We start from the raw sequence: 16782 nt of genomic DNA on the forward strand, positions 1-16782 counted from the left end.
TGTCGGCAAAGCTCAGAGCCATAGAAGGATCGCCGCGATGGTGATCATGGCGAGATAGTTGGCGGCGCGCTTCTCATACCGTGTGGCGATTCGGCGGAACTGCTTCAGCTTGTTGATCAGCCGTTCGACGCGATTGCGTTCACGATAGGCGTTTCGGTCGAAACTCGGGTCCGGGCGCTCATTGCTCTTGGTCGGGATGACCGGTTGGATGTGGCGGCGACGCAGGGCGCACCGGATGACGCCGCTACTGTACGCTTTGTCGGCAGCCAGTCGATCCGGTTTGAGGCGCGGACGTCCACGCCCCAGGCGCTTGATCCAGCCGCTCCCCATCAGCGTGGCAAATGCTTTGCTGTCGTGGACTTCCCCGCCGGTCAGGGTGAATGTCACTGGTTTGCCCAGGCCTTCGGCCCGAATGTGGATCTTGGTTGAGAAACCACCGCGCGAGTGACCGAGCGCCTCACCGTCGATCCCCCTTTTTGCCGCTGGCCTTGCGGGCTCCAGCGGCGTGCTGATGGGCGCGAACAATGGTGCTGTCCACGAAATGCAGGCTCCAATCCACCCGGCCCTGGCGGTCGGCGCGGGCCTGCAAGGCTTCCAGGATGCGCTGCCAGATTCCGGCGCGGCGCCAGCGGTAGAACCGGCTCGCCACTGTGCCGAACGCGCCGTACCGCTCCGGCAGGTCCCGCCACGGCGCGCCCGTCCGGGCGATCCATAACATGCCATTGATTATCCGGCGGTGAGAATGGTTCGGCCGTCCGGTCCACGGTTTTTCGGGAGGAAGGTGCGGTTCCAGCCGCTCCCATTGAGCATCGGTCAGGTCATAACGTCCCATCCAGCATAAATGGGGAACGCTTTTTCAACCTTCTAACACTTTGCCAAAGCGCCCTAGATATTCCGTGACCGCGGTTCCTTGCTCAATAGGGCCACGCTGCGGTCGGACAGCGGCAGCTCGGCGGTCGCGTCGTTACCGACGCTGCGCAGCAACGGGCCGCGGGTAAAGGACACGGCGAGCCAGCCGAGGATGGCGACCATCGGACAGGTGGCGGGAACCCGGCCGAAGCGGATGGCGACGGTGCGACCGCGGCCGGGCCCTCGCGGTCGATCTTGCCGCGGCTGACGCGGACGAGAAGACCATCCGGGGTGAACGTCAGGTCCTCCGCCGAGAGCGCCGCCAACTCGCCGCGCCGGAAGCCGGCGGCGAAACCGAGCAGCAGCAGGGCACAGATGCGCCGGCCGCGGATTGTCGGTCGGCGGGGCGGCGCTCATGCGGCGCAACTCGGCGGCGGAGACGGCGGTCTTACGGTGCGCCGCGACGATGTGGACGGTGCGGGTGCCACGACGCACCAGATTGACCACGCCGTCGCGGCGAGTGCGTTGCGTCGGTGCGTGGGGCGCGAGGTCGTCCCCGCTTCCCGTCCTGGCCATCTCCCCTCCGGCGTCGGCGGCGGTTCGTGCGAGCGCGATCCTGCCAAAGGTCAACGGACGTTGCGGCCGGTGGTGCCGGCCATCGCCGCGTGGATCATGCCGTCGGTCCTTCGAACGCCTGCTGCTCGATCCTCCGCCCGGTGTAGAGGTCCTGATCGTGATGCCGGCGCCAATACGCGAAGAGATCGCCGTCCTCCTCGCAACGCTCGATCTTGAACAGCTCCCGTGTGTCCTCTTCGTCGTACGGCGCGACGAGGCCGGCGTGGGTGGTCGCAAAGCCAAGGACGGCATAGTCGAAGCGCTTGAGCGCGGCGCGCGCCAAGTCCACCGCACCATCGGCGAACGGGAGGACGGTTCCAGGTTCGAGGCCGACGCGGAAAATGGCCGGGTGGCTTGCCTCGTAGTAGGTCGGCTGGTCGTTGGCGTCGTGCCGCCAGACGTGCTGCGGCGCTACCGTGTCGGCCGGCACCCGCAGGCGGATCGTGTTCCGGCGGTTGAGGGTGCTCTCGCGATAGACCTTGATACTCAGGATGTCGCGCGGCGCCACGCCGTTCGTGGTAATGAGACGTAGCGCTCCGTCGGTGGCCATGGCGATGCGCTCGAGGTGCTTGCGGCTGGAGATCCTTGGCAGGCTGGTGAAGTAGGCGTATTCGACGTTGGTGAGCCGCTTGGTGCCCTGGATGTTCCAGCGCGAACCGCGGAAATGCTCGCTCGCGCGGATCGCCGCCGCGGCGTCCGCCGACGTGTGGTGGAACAGGTCGAGCCAGACCGTATGGTTGGCGTCGAGGGAGCAGGTGCCAGCGGCGAAGGCCTTGAGCCGCTTCGGGCCGGCGAGCCGACAGCGGTACAGGAAGGAGCCGTCGGCGTAGGATCGCACCAGACGATCGCGGGTGATCCCGATCAGCAGCTTGACTCCGGGCGCCGGCTCAATATTGAACTCGGCGTGCCCGGCGTCGTCGAAGAAGCTGAGGAGCGGCGCGCTGAAGTACTGCGGCTGGAACCAGCGCCAGCCGCCGAGGTCAGCGATCAGCAGGTCCGGCAGGAGCACCGTGAAGCCGCGGGCGTGCGCCAGCTTCACCTTGACGTAGCCTTCGTGGATAGCCTCCCCACGCAACGGGATAAGGTCCAGTAGGTCGCGGTTCGGATCGTCGGGCATAGTCTCCAGGGGGGCTTGTCGGGGATACCTGCCGTGTCGGCCGACATCGGCGCTACGGGAGCAGTAGGCGCGCCTCGGCTGCCGTGTCCTTCTCGTCGTAGGCGATGGCGACCGGCACCGTCACCGAGACGGGCTCTGGCAGGTTGCTGGCGCTCACCCGGCAGGTCACCGCGGCTTTGGTGATCAGCGCGGTGCGCGGGACGAAGATCACGAGATCGAACGGCTCCGGGTCGGCCTTGTGGCGGAACTCCGCGCAGGTGAGGGTCCATTCGGACTGATGCCGTACTGGCCGCCCGCCTTTCCAGTAAAAGGCATGCGGGTCCCGCTCGGTGCGGCCCTGGGGGAGGAAAGGAGGGATGTGCGGCGTGGCGAAAACGGGGTCGAGGCCGTAGCCGCGCAGCAGGGAGTCGGTGAGGCTTGAGGCCAGCCCTCGGTAGCGCGCCGCCGGCGGGCGCGGGGGCTGAGGTAGCCTGGGCGCGCGATCGGGTGCGCCGTCCGTCTGTTCTGCGTCATCCTCATCCCTGCTCTTTGGCGGGGCGATCAGCAGCCCGCCTTGCGCCCGGATCTCGACGACCACGTTCTCGGCAGGACGGGCGCCGTCGTTGGTGAGCACGAAGCTCAAGCCGAAGCTGCGCACCGGAGCCTCGAGCTGCTCCGGCAACTCCTCCAGCCACGTCCGCGCCGCCCGAAGCCACGCGGGGTAATCGACATCGCGGTACTGCTCGATTTCCGCCTCAGTCGGCGGCTCGTAGCGCCCCCGCGTTGAAAAACCGGCGAGGCCCCCCGCGATGCCCAAGGGAGGCCGCGTCGGCATCGGCTTGCCATGCCCCTCGAAGCTGTCCGCGATTGGATGATTGGCCTGCAGCTCCGCGAGGATGCCGTCGATCTCCGCCTCGGCGAGATCCTTGAAGGCATCGATGCGGTGCCGCACGCGCTGCATCGGATTCCCCTCGCCGTCGGTAGCGGAGACGGCGATCGCCGGATGGACTCGTTCCAGGGTATCCAGTCGTCGTTGGACCTCAGCCAGCGCCTTGTCGCGCTCGTCCGGCTCCGGCGGCAGCAGCCAAGCGTCGGGAACGGCGACGCAGGGCAGGCCGCAATGGCGTGCCGTCAGCATCGGGTTCGTGTCGTGCGTCAGCAGGCGCACGTCCTCGTTCGGGTGCGTCGCGCGGTACGCCAGCGCCTCCTCGATGATCCGGTCGTCCGCTTGCGCGAGGTCGAGCTGCGCCGGCCGTGCGCGGTGCGGGTCCGGGGGCGGCGGGAACGACAGCTCGATGCGGGGACCGGCGTCGTGCGCCGCCGTCTTCAGGTCCGGAGACTCGATGATCCGGCGGAACAGCGACGACGCCTTGCGCGCCCGCTTGGCCCGTCGGGAATTGCCGGCCTGCTTGAGCCGGTCGACCTCCTGCTGCACCGTCCGCGGGATTAGCACCAGCGCATCCTGCCCGCCAGTCGCCTGTTCCCAGGCGAGTTCCGCCGGGTCGCGGCACTGCAGGAAGAAATTGGTGTCGACGAAGAGGATTAGCATTGCACGCGATGGTAACGGCTCGTCGATGTCATGGCAACCGGTGCGTCGCCGCCCCCGGGATCGGCCTGTCGGCGTTCCGGCTGGGAGACGGAATGAGCGCAGCCCGCCGCGGCGACGAGGTGTATCCGGATGCTGAGCGGCGGGTCGGTCCGCGCGCTACTCTTCGTTCGCGGTCGCAATGGCGGTTGAACAAATTGGCGCTCCAATGTGGCTGACATCCAAGGCCGTCAAGCCATTGATAAACCCTAATGTTTTTCAAAAAGCTCCGACGAAAAGGGCGCGCTTTAAGTCAAGAATCGTGGTGACGTAAGCAACCGTTTCCAAGACGTAGAATTGTGGTAAAACAAAGGGTTGCGAGACTTATCCACAGTGAACGCCCTAAGAATAGGAAAATCCAGCCGTCGCGATACCGAAAAAAGTGGCTTTCGGAAGACGGGGGAGGACATCAGTCCGCTGTGTCACCAGAGCCGGTTCAGATGCCGAATTCATCTAGCAGCTCAGGGTGTTGTGTGGCGCGGATGAGTGTTCCAAATGCAGATCCCGTTCCGCGAGCGATTCTTATAATATATTGTAAAACATAATAAAATGGCCCTTCTGGCGGGTGTTCCGGTATGTGTACCAGCACGCCACTGAATGAACCGGTACCGCCGGTCCAGGACTTTTGTCCGGTGCCACCGCGGCGCGCTTCTGGTCGCCCGGCCGGGTGCGGAGAAAATGCTGTGTAGTCAGTCCCTTGCGTGGGTTCCCGGCGTGTGGACCCCGAACGGACGGCGCGATCCGGTGCCTGTGTTCGTTTTTTGTTCTGGTGGCTGCGATTCCTGCCAACGGATTTGGCTGGGACTGAAGCCCTGGGCGTGGGCGGGGTCGGCCTGCACGCGCGAATTTCTTTGGCTCTTGCTGGCGGTGCCGGCGCGGCTGGTTGTCGTGTGAGCGCGTCGGCACGGGGCGGCAGGCCTCCCGGAAAATGCCCGGCGCCCTTTTGGTGCGCGCCGGCGTCCAGAGCGCGCTCAGCTCGTTGGTGTTGCGGGCAACATCTCTGGACGGACCATGCGCGGGCGCCTGACCCGGCGTCGATCGGTGGAGCAGGGGGCGCTGGCGTGTTCGTGCGTCGTCTCCGGCGCGGCGCCGTTCGTTGGGGTACGTCGGCGGCGTCAGCGTCGCGGTGCCCTGGTCCGCGCAACGCGGTTTCGACGGCCGTGTGCGCACCGACGACCCAACATGGTTGGCCATCGAGCGCCTGCGCTTCGTCAGGTCTTGGGCGGCGGCGCCATGACGGTGGGACCAGGGACGCGCGCCACCGGGCGCGAGCGGATGATGAGAACCGCGTGGTCCTACGTTGCGCGGATCCGGATCGGCAACGTTTGCCCCGCAGGCGTTTGAACGCTTCAGCGTTATCAAGACCTTGGTTGCTGCGGCCAGATCGGCAAACCGATCGGCAAAATTCTGACGCTTGCGGTCATTTCGGGTTTAAGAATCAAGATTTTAGTCCGTGGGAAGATCGGCAGCCCATGTGTGCCGCACGGGAAACGCTGAGGCGCATTGCGCACTGCCGCATTGAAGATGCGATCGAGGCGTTGAGCACTCTGATGGCCGAGCAGCAGAGTATGGAGTTCCGCCAGCCCAACACGATCAGCCAGGCGCTGCGCCACAGGAGGGCGCTCGCCGATCAGGAGGACAACGCACGCCGACGTCGCTACGGCGTTGTCATCCGTGTTGTCGAGTTCGAACCGGCGTTCGTCGGCAGTATCCTGGATGGCCTACGCTAGGCTGGGCCGCCGATCGCGGTACAGCACCAGGGTGAGATCCCGGCCTTCGCCTTCGGCGAGGCGGTGGCTTGCGGCGGTTGCCTGTACGCCTCCTTGCTCTAAGGCCTGCCTGGACCTGACGGAGTCCAAGGAGTCCGGGCGCGGCGTCGGCGCGGCGCGTCGGCGCAGGTAGCGGAGGGCTCGACATGGCCGACGACACGACGTTTACCCCGACCCCGCGACCCGCACGGTTCCGCCCGGATGGCCAACCGTATCCCACATGCCCCTGCGGTGAGTTTCAGGCCACGTCCCCGGACTGGCATGGCTGGCGCGCCTGCCCGTGTGACGGCGCGACCGGGGAGGTCACGAGCGTCGGGACGGCGCGCTGGTTGTTGTCCGATCGGCGCCTCGTCGAGGAGAGGCGCAAGGCGCGGACGGAGCGGCAGGAGGCTGAGGTGGCCGACCGTGTGCGGGGCCGGCTCGCAAGCCTCAGAAAGCGGCCCTGAGCATGTTCTCAGCATCGAAAAACAACGGAGGCGAACAGCCTCAGCGCTGTGATGCCGCAACGCCGTTGTGGCCCAGAGGGTAGAACAGGGAGACGAGGGGGGGTGGGAAGGCAGCCTACGGGCTGTCTTCCCTGCCGATGTTGGAACGCGGTACCCCGACAGGGACCACTTCGACACAGCGGTCAGTAGCCGCGCTTCGCGCGCGCGTTGAGCCCCAAGCCGGCGCCGATCAGCACCATGCCGCCCATGATGTGAATCCAGTAGTGAGCGTACCCGGGCAAGTCGGACTTGGGGGCCTCGAAGCGCGGATCCAGAACCTGTGCTTGGCGCGGCGGGCTGAGCAACGAAGGCGCTTGCGTGGTCCTGGCCTGCGCGATCGCGACGGCGACACCCTCACCGTAACCGACGATGAGCGGGCTGATGGCGATCCAGAGCACGCCGACGGCGACCAGCCGCTGGCCGCGCCGCATCTCCTCGTAGGCGCGCTTCATGAGGACATGGAGAAGGAAGGCGCCGGCGAGCAGAGCGATGGTGAGCATCCAGTATCCAAATTGGATGCCCAGCGGGTGGGTGATCATGGTCAGGATATCGCGCATGAAACAATCCGTGGTTGTGACAGAACGAACTGACGTCGCCTGTCCAGGTGATGGCGGGTGGGAGAGCAAGACGCAGGCCGTGTCAGCCGGCGAGCACGCTTCAGCACCAGTGAACTCTTCCGCGCCGAAGCCAGAAGTGACTGCGGCACCCGGTCGTCCGCCAAACCGACGGGTGTAGGGTGGGCGTGCCGTTCCAATGTTCGGTGAGCGTCCAGCGCGGTTTGACCTTGGGCATCAGTGCCGTCTGAATCGTCGCTCCGCAGCCGCATGGGCAGGCGAAAACGGCGAACCAGCGTTGTCCGTCCTCGCCGACGACATAGAGCGTGCGGCTGTCGAGTGCGTCCGGCGCATTGCTGACTTCGACCACGCGGTAGCGGCCGAGCAGCCACGCGAGTGCCAACCCAAGCACCCGCGCGGCGTGCCGAAGGGCATCGGCCATGCTCATGCCGCCTCCTTGGCCAGCGTGTCGAGGTACGGCATGCCGAGCATGGGCGCCATGTCGCCGCGCCCGATGTGCCGCACCAGGCCGGTGTCGGGGAGCGCCTCCGGTTTGCGCAGCCAGAACCCGCCGGTCAGAGTGATGGTCTGGACGGCGTACTCCGCGTTCGGATCGTCCCGGTAGGGGTGCAGACGGGCCAGCAGATCCAGCACCGCCATGGCCGAGAAGACCATGTTGACGCTGTTCACCGCCGGTCGATCCTCGGCAACGCCGCGCAGGTAGCCCTCCGCGACCTGGGCATCGTACGCCCCCGGGGTGTGGCGCTTCATGCCCGCGGCGCGGAGCTGCTCCTCCGTGTAGACCTTGCGTGTCAGCAGGCTCGACAGCCCGGGCTGGAGGTAGTGCACGCTCCCGCAGACCTGGGTCACCCCGCCCTGGCCGTCGGCGTCGAGGCGGACGCCGACATCGATGTACGGCAGCAGGTAGAAGGTGGCGAGGCGGTTCAGCAGGTGGCGCCCGTCGACGCTGTCCATGCAGCCGAAGACGACGTCCGACGCCGCCACGGCCTGCAGGACGGCGGGATCGGTCAGGTCGGCGGCGAAGGCGTCGACGCGGGCGCGGGTCGGCAGGCGCATGACGAAGTCGCGCTGGACGTCCACCTTGTGGCGGCCGACGTCGGCCGTCGTGGCGTTCAGGATGCGGTTGAGGTTCTTCTCCTCCACCCGTTCCGGGTCGACGAGCACCAAGTGGCCAACGCCGAGCCGGGCGAGCTGGTCGATGACCACGCTGCCGGTGCCGGAGCAGCCGACCACGGCGACGCGCAGATCCCGCAAGGCGGCGAAGGTACCCTTGCCGAAGGCCTGCGCGTGCCGCAGGGCGAACTCGGGCACCTCCGCCAGCGGGGCATCGCCAGCCCGCCAGCGGCGCAGCGTGTCGCCAATCACCGTGACGCCGTCGAGCTCCGCCATGGCGCCGTCGGCGTGGTGCGCGCGGCCGAAGATGCGGCCATCGGGCAGCATGATCGCGCTGGCGTGCGGGAGGTCGTCGTCGGTCCAGCCGTGGATCGACGGGAACAGCACCGCGTCGGCGTCGTCGTCGACGTCGCTGAACTGCGCGTAGCCGCCCGGATGGCTGTGGATCTTGACGATCGCCATGTGCTCGCGCATCGCGCGCTCCAGCAGGGGGCGCAGGAAGGACGTCGGCCAGGTGACGCGGCGGTCGGTGCGGATGCAGGCCTCGTAGGGCACGAGGACGATCTCATGCACCAGCAGGCGGTGGGTGTCGGCGGCGGCGCAGCGGCCGCACAGGGCCAGGGCGACCGCCTCGCGGCCGTCGCCGGGGAGAAGGTGCCGCTGCAGCATCTCATGCTGGGCGGCGACCATCGTCAGGGACGTGCGCATCGGTCAGGCCCCCGTCAGCTCGCGGACGAACCAGTGGTTCACGAGCGCCAGGTGAGTCGAGAGGTCGTCGACACCGGGGCGCCAGGGGTTCTCAGCGGTGCGGTGGCGCGACCAGCGCTGCCACACCTTGTCGTCGAAGGGATCCTCGGCGAGCGCGCGGATCGCCCGGCCGTCGGTGCGGACCAGCGCCGGGTGCACGTAGACCATGTCGATCTGGGTGTCCGGGTAGGTCGGATCGATGCGGACGTTCAGGTCGACGGTGGTGTGGTTGTAGCCTGGCGGGACCGGGTAGCCGTAGACGACCACGCGGGCCAGGCCACCGTCGCTGATCGTCTCCCAGCGCAGGCCGAGCGCGTTCAGGAAGGCCGCGTCCTCCGGGAGCGGGGTGAAGTCCTGGCGGGGCGCCGGGACTGCCGTCTGCTGGGTGTGCTCTGACGCGAAGCCCTGAACCTCGCCCTCGGTCTGATCGAGGGCGAGGGTGACGAAGCGCTCGACGCCCGGCTCGGCGAGGTCGATCGTGGCATCGAGCCCGATCTCGGTCAGCTCGGCGCCCTTCTTGGCGAAGAGCTGGAAGCGCTCGGGCGGGGTCCGACCGGCCAGGAGCAGCAGCGCGCGCCCCGTGAGGTCGGCGGTATCGCTCACCAGGTCGAGCTTGTCGACGCGGAGCTTGTAGGTGGTGGGCTTCTGAGGGGTGTGCTCGCCGGAATTGCCGCCGGTACCGTTCGTGGTATGATCGTTACTGTTCATGCTCAACTCTCCCAATTTGGAGCTACGGCCGAGGGCCTCTATCCTCCTAATCGGGCGAAGAAGAGCGGCGCGGACAGCATGTCGAAAATTTTTTTGATGGGCCTCCGGTCCGCGCGGAACGCCGCCGATCGATTACGCTGGTAGGAAGGATCATGAACAAGCCGGACGAGCCGGATGACTTGGGAGGAAACCATGCGACGATCGACGAGGTGGCCGATGCGCTCCGCGCCCTGACCGACGTCGACTACCGGAACCTCATGCGCTCCGCGCGGATCCGCGCGCGCGGCATGACGGGGCAGACGGCTGAGGAGCTCCTGCACACGGCGATTGGTCGTCTGATGACGGGGCAACGGACGTGGAAGCGGGGGGTGCCGTTCCTGGCCGTGATCAGGGGCACGTTGCGCAGCTTGGCCATGGATTGGTGGCGCGGGGTGGAGACCGCCAAGGTTCTTCCCGAAGCCGACCTCACGTTCGTGGCTGACGAGGATGAGGATGACGCGCAGTTGGGCGTCATCGACCGCGCCGCCGATGCCTACCCCGATGCTGAGCGGCAGCTGATTGCGCGCCAGGAACTCGAGGCCGTCAAGGCGGCCTTCCAGGACGACAAGATGACCTGGGAGATCGCGCTCGCGCTGGCCAACGGCGACAGTCCGGAAACGATTCGCTACGCATACGACTTGACGGAGACGCAATACGACTCGGCGCTGAAACGCATCTGGCGCCTGAAGCGGACGCTGTCTTCTGGAGGTGGAAAATGACGCATCCTCGGGACGATGTGGAACGGCTGCAGCGACTCCTCGATGCCATCGAAGAGGTCGCTCTGCGCACGCCCGAAGAGGAACTTCTGGCCGAAGAGGGGCCGCAGGCGAAGCGCGACGAGGACATCGCGCGGAACATTGTGGCTGCCCATCTCAAGGCCTACGGGCTGAGCAAGCGCGAGGAAGCCAAGCGGGGCATGGAGCAGGCGCGCGCGGCGCGTGCGGCGGCGCTTGGCCGCTTGCCGGCCGCGCCGGCCGCGCGGCGCGCCCTCTTCGAACGGATCGTTGCCAATCAGCCGGCTCTGGTGCCGCAAGGGCTGACGATGGCGTTTCGGGATGGCAAGGAGATCACCGATGCTGAGATCGACAGCATTCTGGAGGCTCTGGCCAAGGTCGGCGCCCTGCCGAAGGACGGCGGCACGGAATGAGGATTTACCGGAACGCTCAAGAGATCCTGGACGAGCTCTACATCACCGAGCCCGAAGAAATCGACCTTGAGGTCATCGCCTATCACTGCGGCGCGCAGGTGCAGTACGCACCGTTGAAGGGATGTGCCGCGCACATCATCGGCGTCGGCGACGAGGCGGTCATCACGGTCGACGCACATGCCCGTGAAGGTCGAAAGCGGTTCTCGATTGGCCATGAACTCGGCCATTGGATGCGGGATCGCGGCAAGGCACTCTCATGTCAGCGCGCCGACATGAGCAAGCCGTGGAGCCCCCATGGGCCGGAGCCGCTCGCCAACGGCTTCGCCGCGGATCTGCTGATGCCCGCCTCGCTGTTCGTGCCGCGGGCCGACAAGCGATCCGTCACCTTCGACGCCGTCGACGAGCTTGCCGAGATGTTCCGGGTCAGCCGCTCCGCCGCAGCCAAGCGCCTGGTCGAGCTGGGCTCGTACGACGCCATGATTCTGCACTACGGGCCCGACGGGCGGCGCCGTTGGTTCAAGGGCAGCCGCCGCGTTGACCGCAACCTCTGGCCACACGAAGATCTGTCGCACGACACCGATGCTTGGGACATCATCAACGGGCGCGACGGGAATGGTCGCTCGGTGACCGTAGACGCCTGCGACTGGATCAACCATCGCCGGGCCGGCGACTACCGGATCAAGGAGCACTCGGTACCCTACCTGGACGGCGCCTTGACCTTGCTCTGGTGGCAAAAGGCCGACATGGTGGAAGATCTAGTCGGCTGAGCGCGCCGGAACCCAGCCTCGCGTAGTTTTTCGCCCGTTCTTGTATGTTTTGTGTCCGCCTTTCCAGCTGCCGGTGCTGATCGTCGTCGGTTAGGGCGGAAGAGGGGTGTCGTCGCCCGTTCCCGACCGCTACCAGCCCGGCCTTTGTGCACCAACATCCCGCCGGGCTCCTCCATCAAGGGGAGGCCCGGCACCCGTGAATACCGTGGAGTTGTGGGCTCTAAAGGGCGGGAGTATTGTTGCGGGGAATCGGTCGGGGGAGCAGGAAATGCGGGGGAAACCCGTGGTACGAGTGGCGCTGACGGTGGTGCTGTTAGGGACGGCATCCTGCATGAGTTGGCAGGCCGCAGCGAAAGAGGTCCACACCAGGAAGATCGGGCCGGTGGAGATCCGGGGCGACAACCTCGACTTCGAGATCCTGCTTAACGGTCGGGTGGCCGTCCGCGACACCATGTCGACGTCCGTCAACGTCGTCGCGGCCTTCCCGGACGAGTCCAATCCGCGCTGGCTCGTGGTCTCGCACAACTCGGGCGCCATGATATGCGAGCCCAGCCACAGCGTCGTCGACCTGACCAAGGAGCCGCCCACCATCTCCGCCCAGTTCGGGAACTGCCGCATCACGTCGCTTCTCGAGGGCACGGACCAGCTCGTCTTCGCGCTCGGGGAAGGTGCTGTCTGGGCGTTCGACGCCAAGGGGCTCGTCGAAGTCCCGAAGCTGCCTCTGGACGAGCACGTCCGCATCGGCGTCGAAGCCTACAAGGCCGGGAACTACTCCGTGGCGCTGCGTCATCTTTGGCCGTTCACCGATGAGACGAATCCCGAGGCCGCCTACTTCACGGGCCTCATGCGACACCTCGGCAAGGGCATCGTCCAGGACTACAAGGCGGCGATGCTCCACTACAAGCAGGCCGCCGAGCACGAGTACCCGCAGGCGTTCTTCCGGATCGGTGTGCTGTACGCGAACGGCCGCGGCGTGCCCAAGGACATGGCCGAGGCCAATCGCTGGTACCGCAAAGCGGCCGACCGCGGCGACGGCCTGGGGATGTTCAACCTCGGCCTCAACCTCATGACCGGCAGCGGGGTGCCCAAGGACCTCAAGGCATCGCTCATGTGGTTCGTGCTCGCCGAACCCCGCATGACTGATCCCAAGGACCGCGAGGGGGCCAAGAAGAACATCGCCTTCCTCGAAGGCAAGTTGACCGCCGAGGAGATCGCCGACGCGCGGTCGAAGGCAGCGGCATGGGCGCCCGCCGAGGCGAAGGGGCTCGAGACCGCCGCCGACCTGCGCGCCTGGGTCGGCAAGCATCCCTTCGATCACGTGAAGGGGCTCCCCATGCTCAAGGTGCCCGCCTTGGACGCGCGGCTGCGCACGCTGCTCGGCGACGAGACGGTCGACGAGATCGGCAAGATGCAGGTGTCCGGCAAGGTATCCGAATCCAAGGACTGGCTGCTGCTCGACGGCTGCATGCCGCATTCCTGCGGCACCGACCGTTTCGCCCTCGCGGTCAACACGCGCAGCTACGATGTCCTCGTCTGCGCGGTGCAGTGGCAGCCGGAGCGGAAGGGGCAGGGCGTCGTGTGGGCGGGTACGAACCGTCCGAAGGTCGAGCGGGCGTTGGTGCGCGACACCGACGACTGCACGGTCGGGCGAGGCCCCTACACGCTCATGGCCGTCCTTGACGCGGCGAAGCCGCGCGCTCCGCTGCCCGATCCGCTGCGCCCGCAGGTAGCTGCGGTGCCGCTTCCGCCCAAGCCTTCCGGCCGCGAATCGTCCGGCAGCGGCTTTCCGGTCAACGGCAAGGGCGACATCCTGACCAACCACCACGTCGTGGACGGCTGCCGCTCATTCAAGGCGCGCCGCGGCGAGCGCGTCGTGGACGCCGAACTGGTCGCGACGGACGAGAAGAACGATCTCGCGGTCGTGCGCGCCGCCGTGCCCGGCGTGCAGCCGCTCAAGTTCCGGGACGGCAAGGGCATCCGTCCGGCCGACGGCGTGGTTGCGGTGGGCTACCCGTACGCCGGGCTGCTGGCCACCACGCCGCAGGTGACCACCGGCAGCGTAACTGCGCTGGCGGGGATCGCCGACGACACCCGGTTCCTACAGATCACCGCGCCGATTCAGCCCGGTAACAGCGGCGGCCCGCTGCTCGACCTGTCCGGCAACACGGTCGGCGTCGTGGTCTCGACGCTCAGCGCGCTGGCCGTTGTGAAGGCAACCGGCAGCATCCCGCAGAACGTGAACTTCGCCGTCAAGTCCTCGGTCGCCCGTGAGTTCCTCGACAGCAAGGGGATCGATTACCTGACGGCGGCCTCGACGGCGAAGCTCGACCCCGCCGATGTAGGCGAGATCGGCTCGAAGGCGGCCGTCATGGTGGAGTGCCACAAGTGAAGGTGTGGGCGGTGGGGTGCGCCGTCGACTTAGCCGCTTCGCCGGAGGAAGGACGCCTCAGGGAAGGCGGCTGTGGTGACTGATGACATCGCGACATTTGCGCGGCAAACAACCCCAAGGCAGAACGCGCCAAGAACAATGGTCGTCTCTGAAACAGCAAGCTGCATTTTGGGAAGTTGAGAATTGGTGGACGGATTTCTTGGACGGGAAAACAGCCCCAAAAGCGGCTTCTGAAAGGCGTCCACCGAACGGACGGTTCCGGGGCGGCAAGCCGAAGCCTTTGTTTCCGAGTAAGATTTCGCTTAACGTTGTTTACCAAACAAATGTCGCGATGCCCTTTCCCGAGTGCCCCTGGAGAGAGTATCTTCCAATCGCCCCGTCCTCGACGTAGATTCGCGGCCGTGTCGTACTATCGAACGTCCGTTCAACAGTAGGGCGAGGGGCGGTGAACCGTTGGGTGCCCTACATGGGCGCCTCAGCGCGCACCGTGGGCCCGGCGGTGGGGAATGGTTGCGGAGCTCGGCTCGACGAGATCGAGGACCTGCTCCAGCGGCCGGGGCACGATGGCCATGCGATTACCGGGCAGGGCGACGATCGTCTGCGACTGGTCCTGGTCGCTGTCGTGCAGTCCCTGGATCGAGTTGATGCGCACCGCATGGCGCTGGCCGTTCGTATCGACGAGGAGAAGGAAGCTCCCGCGCCGCGTGCCCTCAACGAACTCCGTCATGGTGCCTCCCGGGCCGGACACTTCATTGTATCTGGGAACATAGGCTCGGCAAGAGGATCGCAGACCTAATACCGCGGGATTAGAAGTCGATCAGGTGCGCCAGCCATTGGCTCCGGCGCCGCTGGCGCGCGCTCAACGGTGCGGGCTCTGGGCGGTCGCCGATCGGCAGGATGCGTGTGTACCGAGAGCGCGCATCGAGCAAGACGCGACCGCAGCCACATGGGATCGGGGTTCCAGGAACGACGACGGTTGCAATGCCACACGGGCAGGTCACCGCGGCATGAATAGAGCGCGTCATGCGCCGATGATAGGGGGCGCACGACCACGGTCGAGATGGATGAGCCGCTGGTTTGGACGCGTCCGTCGGTAGCGTCAATGGTGACGGCGGACGAGGGCGGGACCCCGAGGGTGACCGCGGCGGCGGGCGCCGCAGTAGGCTCTCGGCCCTTGCGTCACCTCGCCGTCGACTCCCCGACCAAGCTGCGGTGGATCCACCCCGCTGGCTGCTTGTCGCCAACCTCCAGCCAGTCTTCCTTCTGGGAGAACACGGCGAACCGCTCGCCCTTGCGCGCGGTCCGGAGGACCGGCGCGTTGGCGCCCGCGTCCTTCCGGACGTTCGCGGCTTGGGCGCGTACTTCGATCGTCTCGCGGGCCACTGCCTTGGGCGCGGGCGCGGCCGCGCCGCTCTCCGTCGGCGCGCTTGGGATGCTTGCAGCCATCAAGCCCTGCGGCGGGGCCGCGGGGGACGTCACGGACGTCTCGGAGGCCGTCGGCGCCGGCGCGGTGAGCGCGGCGACCGGCGCCGGGGCATGCCAGAGGCGCGGCCCGACGAACCAAGCGCCGGCGCCGACGGCGAGCAGCGCCAGGAACACGGCGTCGAGGACGGGGAACGGCGGGCGGCGGTCCGGGGCATCGCCGTCCGCGTCGACCTCGAACGCGGTTTCGACCGCTCCGCCGTCGGCCCCGTCGTCGAAGGGCGCCGCCACGCCGCCCGCTGCCGCGGCGAGCGCCGCCTGGTACGTGGCGAAGGCGGAAGCGAAGCTGGCCGCCGCGCCCGCGTTGCTGAACATGTAGGCCTCGTTGATCCCGGTCTTGCTCCGGATCGTCAGCTCACCGTAATGGGCGATCGGAATCTGGTAGTTGTCCCGAAACCGGCGGTCGGGGGAACCGTCCTTGTTGGTCTTCTTCCAGGTGGTTCCAACGACGGTGGCGTCGTGCGGCACGCCGTCCTCCTCGTGGAACCGCACGGCGCCGGCCTGGATGCGCAGGTCCGCGATGTCGACAAGCGCGAAGTCGCCGCTGCGCTCCTTGAGGAGGGCGAAGCCCGGGTACAGGTGAAGGTCTTCGCCGTTCGCGTTCCCGAACCGCAGCGCCTCCCAGTCGGCCTTGACGATGTCCGTCCGGGCGGTGCCGAAGGTGACGAGGGTCCGGGTCACCGCTCTGGACGCGAGGGTGCGTTCGGCGAACTGGTTCGTCGCGTTCTCGGTGGTGACGTCCCAGACCCGTGCGCTCCGCCGGAGCCGGTCGAAAGCTTCCCGGAGTTCATTGAAGAGGCGCAGCACATGCTCGTCAAAGTCGAAGTCCAGTTGGATGCTGGTGAGTTCCAACTCCTTCGTTGAGGCTTCGATTTCGAGCCGTCCGGTCTCGATCTCCTCTACCAGGCATGCGATGCGGCCGCGGGAGAAGAGGCGGACGATGAAGGTCTTCGCGAACGCCAGGCGCCTTTCAGCAACGTCGACGGAGAACCTGCGGCTGGAGATCGTGCCCTGGAGGCTCTGCCGCCGATCCGCCGCTGCGTTGACCAGCGTCTTCAGCCGGATCAGGTTGGGGCTAGTCAGGCTCCGGATCGCCGCGCTGCGGATTTCGCCCGGCAGGGGCTCCGCCCGTGAGGGCGCGTCAAAGGGTAGGCCGTGCTCCGGGACGCGGAACGGCCGCGGCTCGGGCGACCGCTGGGCGGGCACCCGGTGAGTGGGCGCCTGCGGCGGAGCCGTGATCCTGGCCCGGTACGATAGCCCGGTGCCGGGGATGCCGAGCGTCATGTGTGCTTGGCCGTCCAGGCCGAGGTTCAGCGACGCCCCCGGTATGCCGATGGTCGTGCTGACACGCCCGCCGCTCAGGTTGAGCCGCACGCCGGGGAAAAGCCGGATCGTCTTGCGAAAGCGCACGCTCAT

Annotated in this window: 15 protein-coding genes; 5 read left to right on the forward strand and 10 right to left on the reverse strand. The window is 67.0% G+C overall.

Features of this window, described 5'->3' with window-relative positions:
- Positions 1 to 12 precede the first annotated feature (12 nt).
- From M2351_RS07060 to M2351_RS07075, 4 genes are all read right to left on the reverse strand, one after another.
- A protein-coding gene (locus M2351_RS07060; RefSeq protein WP_264655402.1) for an IS5 family transposase occupies positions 13 to 832 on the reverse strand; the annotation gives its coding sequence in 2 pieces (ribosomal slippage) (positions 13 to 462 and positions 464 to 832; 819 coding nt in all).
- A 53-nt stretch (positions 833 to 885) separates the two neighbouring features.
- Positions 886 to 1032: a hypothetical protein gene (locus tag M2351_RS07065; protein ID WP_264655403.1), complete on the reverse strand. Its 147-nt coding sequence runs from the start codon at positions 1030 to 1032 to the stop codon at positions 886 to 888.
- Between the two features lie 487 nt (positions 1033 to 1519).
- Complete coding sequence (locus M2351_RS07070) at positions 1520 to 2581, reverse strand: hypothetical protein (RefSeq protein ID WP_264655404.1); 1062 nt, start codon at positions 2579 to 2581, stop codon at positions 1520 to 1522.
- A gap of 52 nt (positions 2582 to 2633) precedes the next feature.
- The gene (locus M2351_RS07075; protein ID WP_264655405.1) at positions 2634 to 4109 is read right to left on the reverse strand and encodes a PIN domain-containing protein; all 1476 of its coding nucleotides are present in this window, start codon (positions 4107 to 4109) and stop codon (positions 2634 to 2636) included.
- 1508 nt (positions 4110 to 5617) lie between these two features.
- Here M2351_RS07075 and M2351_RS07080 point away from each other — a divergent pair.
- On the forward strand, positions 5618 to 5875 hold the full coding sequence (locus M2351_RS07080) for a hypothetical protein (protein WP_264655406.1): 258 nt from the start codon (positions 5618 to 5620) through the stop codon (positions 5873 to 5875).
- 667 nt (positions 5876 to 6542) lie between these two features.
- Here the strand turns inward: M2351_RS07080 and M2351_RS07085 are convergent.
- The 4 genes from M2351_RS07085 to M2351_RS07100 all read right to left on the reverse strand — a co-directional run bounded on the left by M2351_RS07085 (position 6543) and on the right by M2351_RS07100 (position 9542).
- Entirely contained in the window at positions 6543 to 6956 is a 414-nt protein-coding gene (locus M2351_RS07085; RefSeq protein ID WP_264655407.1) for a hypothetical protein, read from the reverse strand.
- A gap of 100 nt (positions 6957 to 7056) precedes the next feature.
- Positions 7057 to 7401: a DUF6527 family protein gene (locus tag M2351_RS07090; RefSeq protein ID WP_264655408.1), complete on the reverse strand. Its 345-nt coding sequence runs from the start codon at positions 7399 to 7401 to the stop codon at positions 7057 to 7059.
- Positions 7398 to 8795: a ThiF family adenylyltransferase gene (locus tag M2351_RS07095; RefSeq protein ID WP_264655409.1), complete on the reverse strand. Its 1398-nt coding sequence runs from the start codon at positions 8793 to 8795 to the stop codon at positions 7398 to 7400. The genes M2351_RS07090 and M2351_RS07095 overlap by 4 nt, the downstream gene beginning before the upstream one ends.
- Positions 8796 to 8798: 3 nt before the next feature.
- On the reverse strand, positions 8799 to 9542 hold the full coding sequence (locus M2351_RS07100) for a multiubiquitin domain-containing protein (RefSeq protein WP_264655410.1): 744 nt from the start codon (positions 9540 to 9542) through the stop codon (positions 8799 to 8801).
- Positions 9543 to 9694: 152 nt separating this feature from the next.
- On the opposite strand from M2351_RS07100, the gene M2351_RS07105 reads away from it, so the two are divergent.
- The 4 genes from M2351_RS07105 to M2351_RS07120 all read left to right on the forward strand — a co-directional run bounded on the left by M2351_RS07105 (position 9695) and on the right by M2351_RS07120 (position 13884).
- Complete coding sequence (locus M2351_RS07105; RefSeq protein WP_264655411.1) at positions 9695 to 10300, forward strand: hypothetical protein; 606 nt, start codon at positions 9695 to 9697, stop codon at positions 10298 to 10300.
- Complete coding sequence (locus tag M2351_RS07110) at positions 10297 to 10728, forward strand: hypothetical protein (protein WP_264655412.1); 432 nt, start codon at positions 10297 to 10299, stop codon at positions 10726 to 10728. The genes M2351_RS07105 and M2351_RS07110 overlap by 4 nt, the downstream gene beginning before the upstream one ends.
- Positions 10725 to 11495: an ImmA/IrrE family metallo-endopeptidase gene (locus tag M2351_RS07115; RefSeq protein WP_264655413.1), complete on the forward strand. Its 771-nt coding sequence runs from the start codon at positions 10725 to 10727 to the stop codon at positions 11493 to 11495. The genes M2351_RS07110 and M2351_RS07115 overlap by 4 nt, the downstream gene beginning before the upstream one ends.
- Positions 11496 to 11826: 331 nt before the next feature.
- Entirely contained in the window at positions 11827 to 13884 is a 2058-nt protein-coding gene (locus M2351_RS07120; protein WP_264655414.1) for a trypsin-like peptidase domain-containing protein, read from the forward strand.
- Between the two features lie 475 nt (positions 13885 to 14359).
- Here M2351_RS07120 and M2351_RS07125 read toward each other — a convergent pair whose 3' ends face one another.
- Positions 14360 to 14611: a hypothetical protein gene (locus M2351_RS07125; protein ID WP_264655415.1), complete on the reverse strand. Its 252-nt coding sequence runs from the start codon at positions 14609 to 14611 to the stop codon at positions 14360 to 14362.
- Positions 14612 to 15063: 452 nt separating this feature from the next.
- Positions 15064 to 16782: a DUF4236 domain-containing protein gene (locus M2351_RS07130; protein WP_264655416.1), complete on the reverse strand. Its 1719-nt coding sequence runs from the start codon at positions 16780 to 16782 to the stop codon at positions 15064 to 15066.

It is taken from the genome of Azospirillum canadense (assembly GCF_025961225.1).
Lineage (GTDB): Bacteria > Pseudomonadota > Alphaproteobacteria > Azospirillales > Azospirillaceae > Azospirillum > Azospirillum canadense.

Coding starts and splice junctions, on each gene's coding strand:
- M2351_RS07065 (WP_264655403.1), bottom strand. CDS start 1,032: ATGGTCGCCATCCTCGGCTGGCTCGCCGTGTCCTTTACCCGCGGCCCG.
- M2351_RS07070 (WP_264655404.1), bottom strand. CDS start 2,581: ATGCCCGACGATCCGAACCGCGACCTACTGGACCTTATCCCGTTGCGT.
- M2351_RS07075 (WP_264655405.1), bottom strand. CDS start 4,109: ATGCTAATCCTCTTCGTCGACACCAATTTCTTCCTGCAGTGCCGCGAC.
- M2351_RS07080 (WP_264655406.1), top strand. CDS start 5,618: ATGTGTGCCGCACGGGAAACGCTGAGGCGCATTGCGCACTGCCGCATT.
- M2351_RS07085 (WP_264655407.1), bottom strand. CDS start 6,956: ATGCGCGATATCCTGACCATGATCACCCACCCGCTGGGCATCCAATTT.
- M2351_RS07090 (WP_264655408.1), bottom strand. CDS start 7,401: ATGAGCATGGCCGATGCCCTTCGGCACGCCGCGCGGGTGCTTGGGTTG.
- M2351_RS07095 (WP_264655409.1), bottom strand. CDS start 8,795: ATGCGCACGTCCCTGACGATGGTCGCCGCCCAGCATGAGATGCTGCAG.
- M2351_RS07100 (WP_264655410.1), bottom strand. CDS start 9,542: ATGAACAGTAACGATCATACCACGAACGGTACCGGCGGCAATTCCGGC.
- M2351_RS07105 (WP_264655411.1), top strand. CDS start 9,695: ATGAACAAGCCGGACGAGCCGGATGACTTGGGAGGAAACCATGCGACG.
- M2351_RS07110 (WP_264655412.1), top strand. CDS start 10,297: ATGACGCATCCTCGGGACGATGTGGAACGGCTGCAGCGACTCCTCGAT.
- M2351_RS07115 (WP_264655413.1), top strand. CDS start 10,725: ATGAGGATTTACCGGAACGCTCAAGAGATCCTGGACGAGCTCTACATC.
- M2351_RS07120 (WP_264655414.1), top strand. CDS start 11,827: ATGAGTTGGCAGGCCGCAGCGAAAGAGGTCCACACCAGGAAGATCGGG.
- M2351_RS07125 (WP_264655415.1), bottom strand. CDS start 14,611: ATGACGGAGTTCGTTGAGGGCACGCGGCGCGGGAGCTTCCTTCTCCTC.
- M2351_RS07130 (WP_264655416.1), bottom strand. CDS start 16,782: ATGAGCGTGCGCTTTCGCAAGACGATCCGGCTTTTCCCCGGCGTGCGG.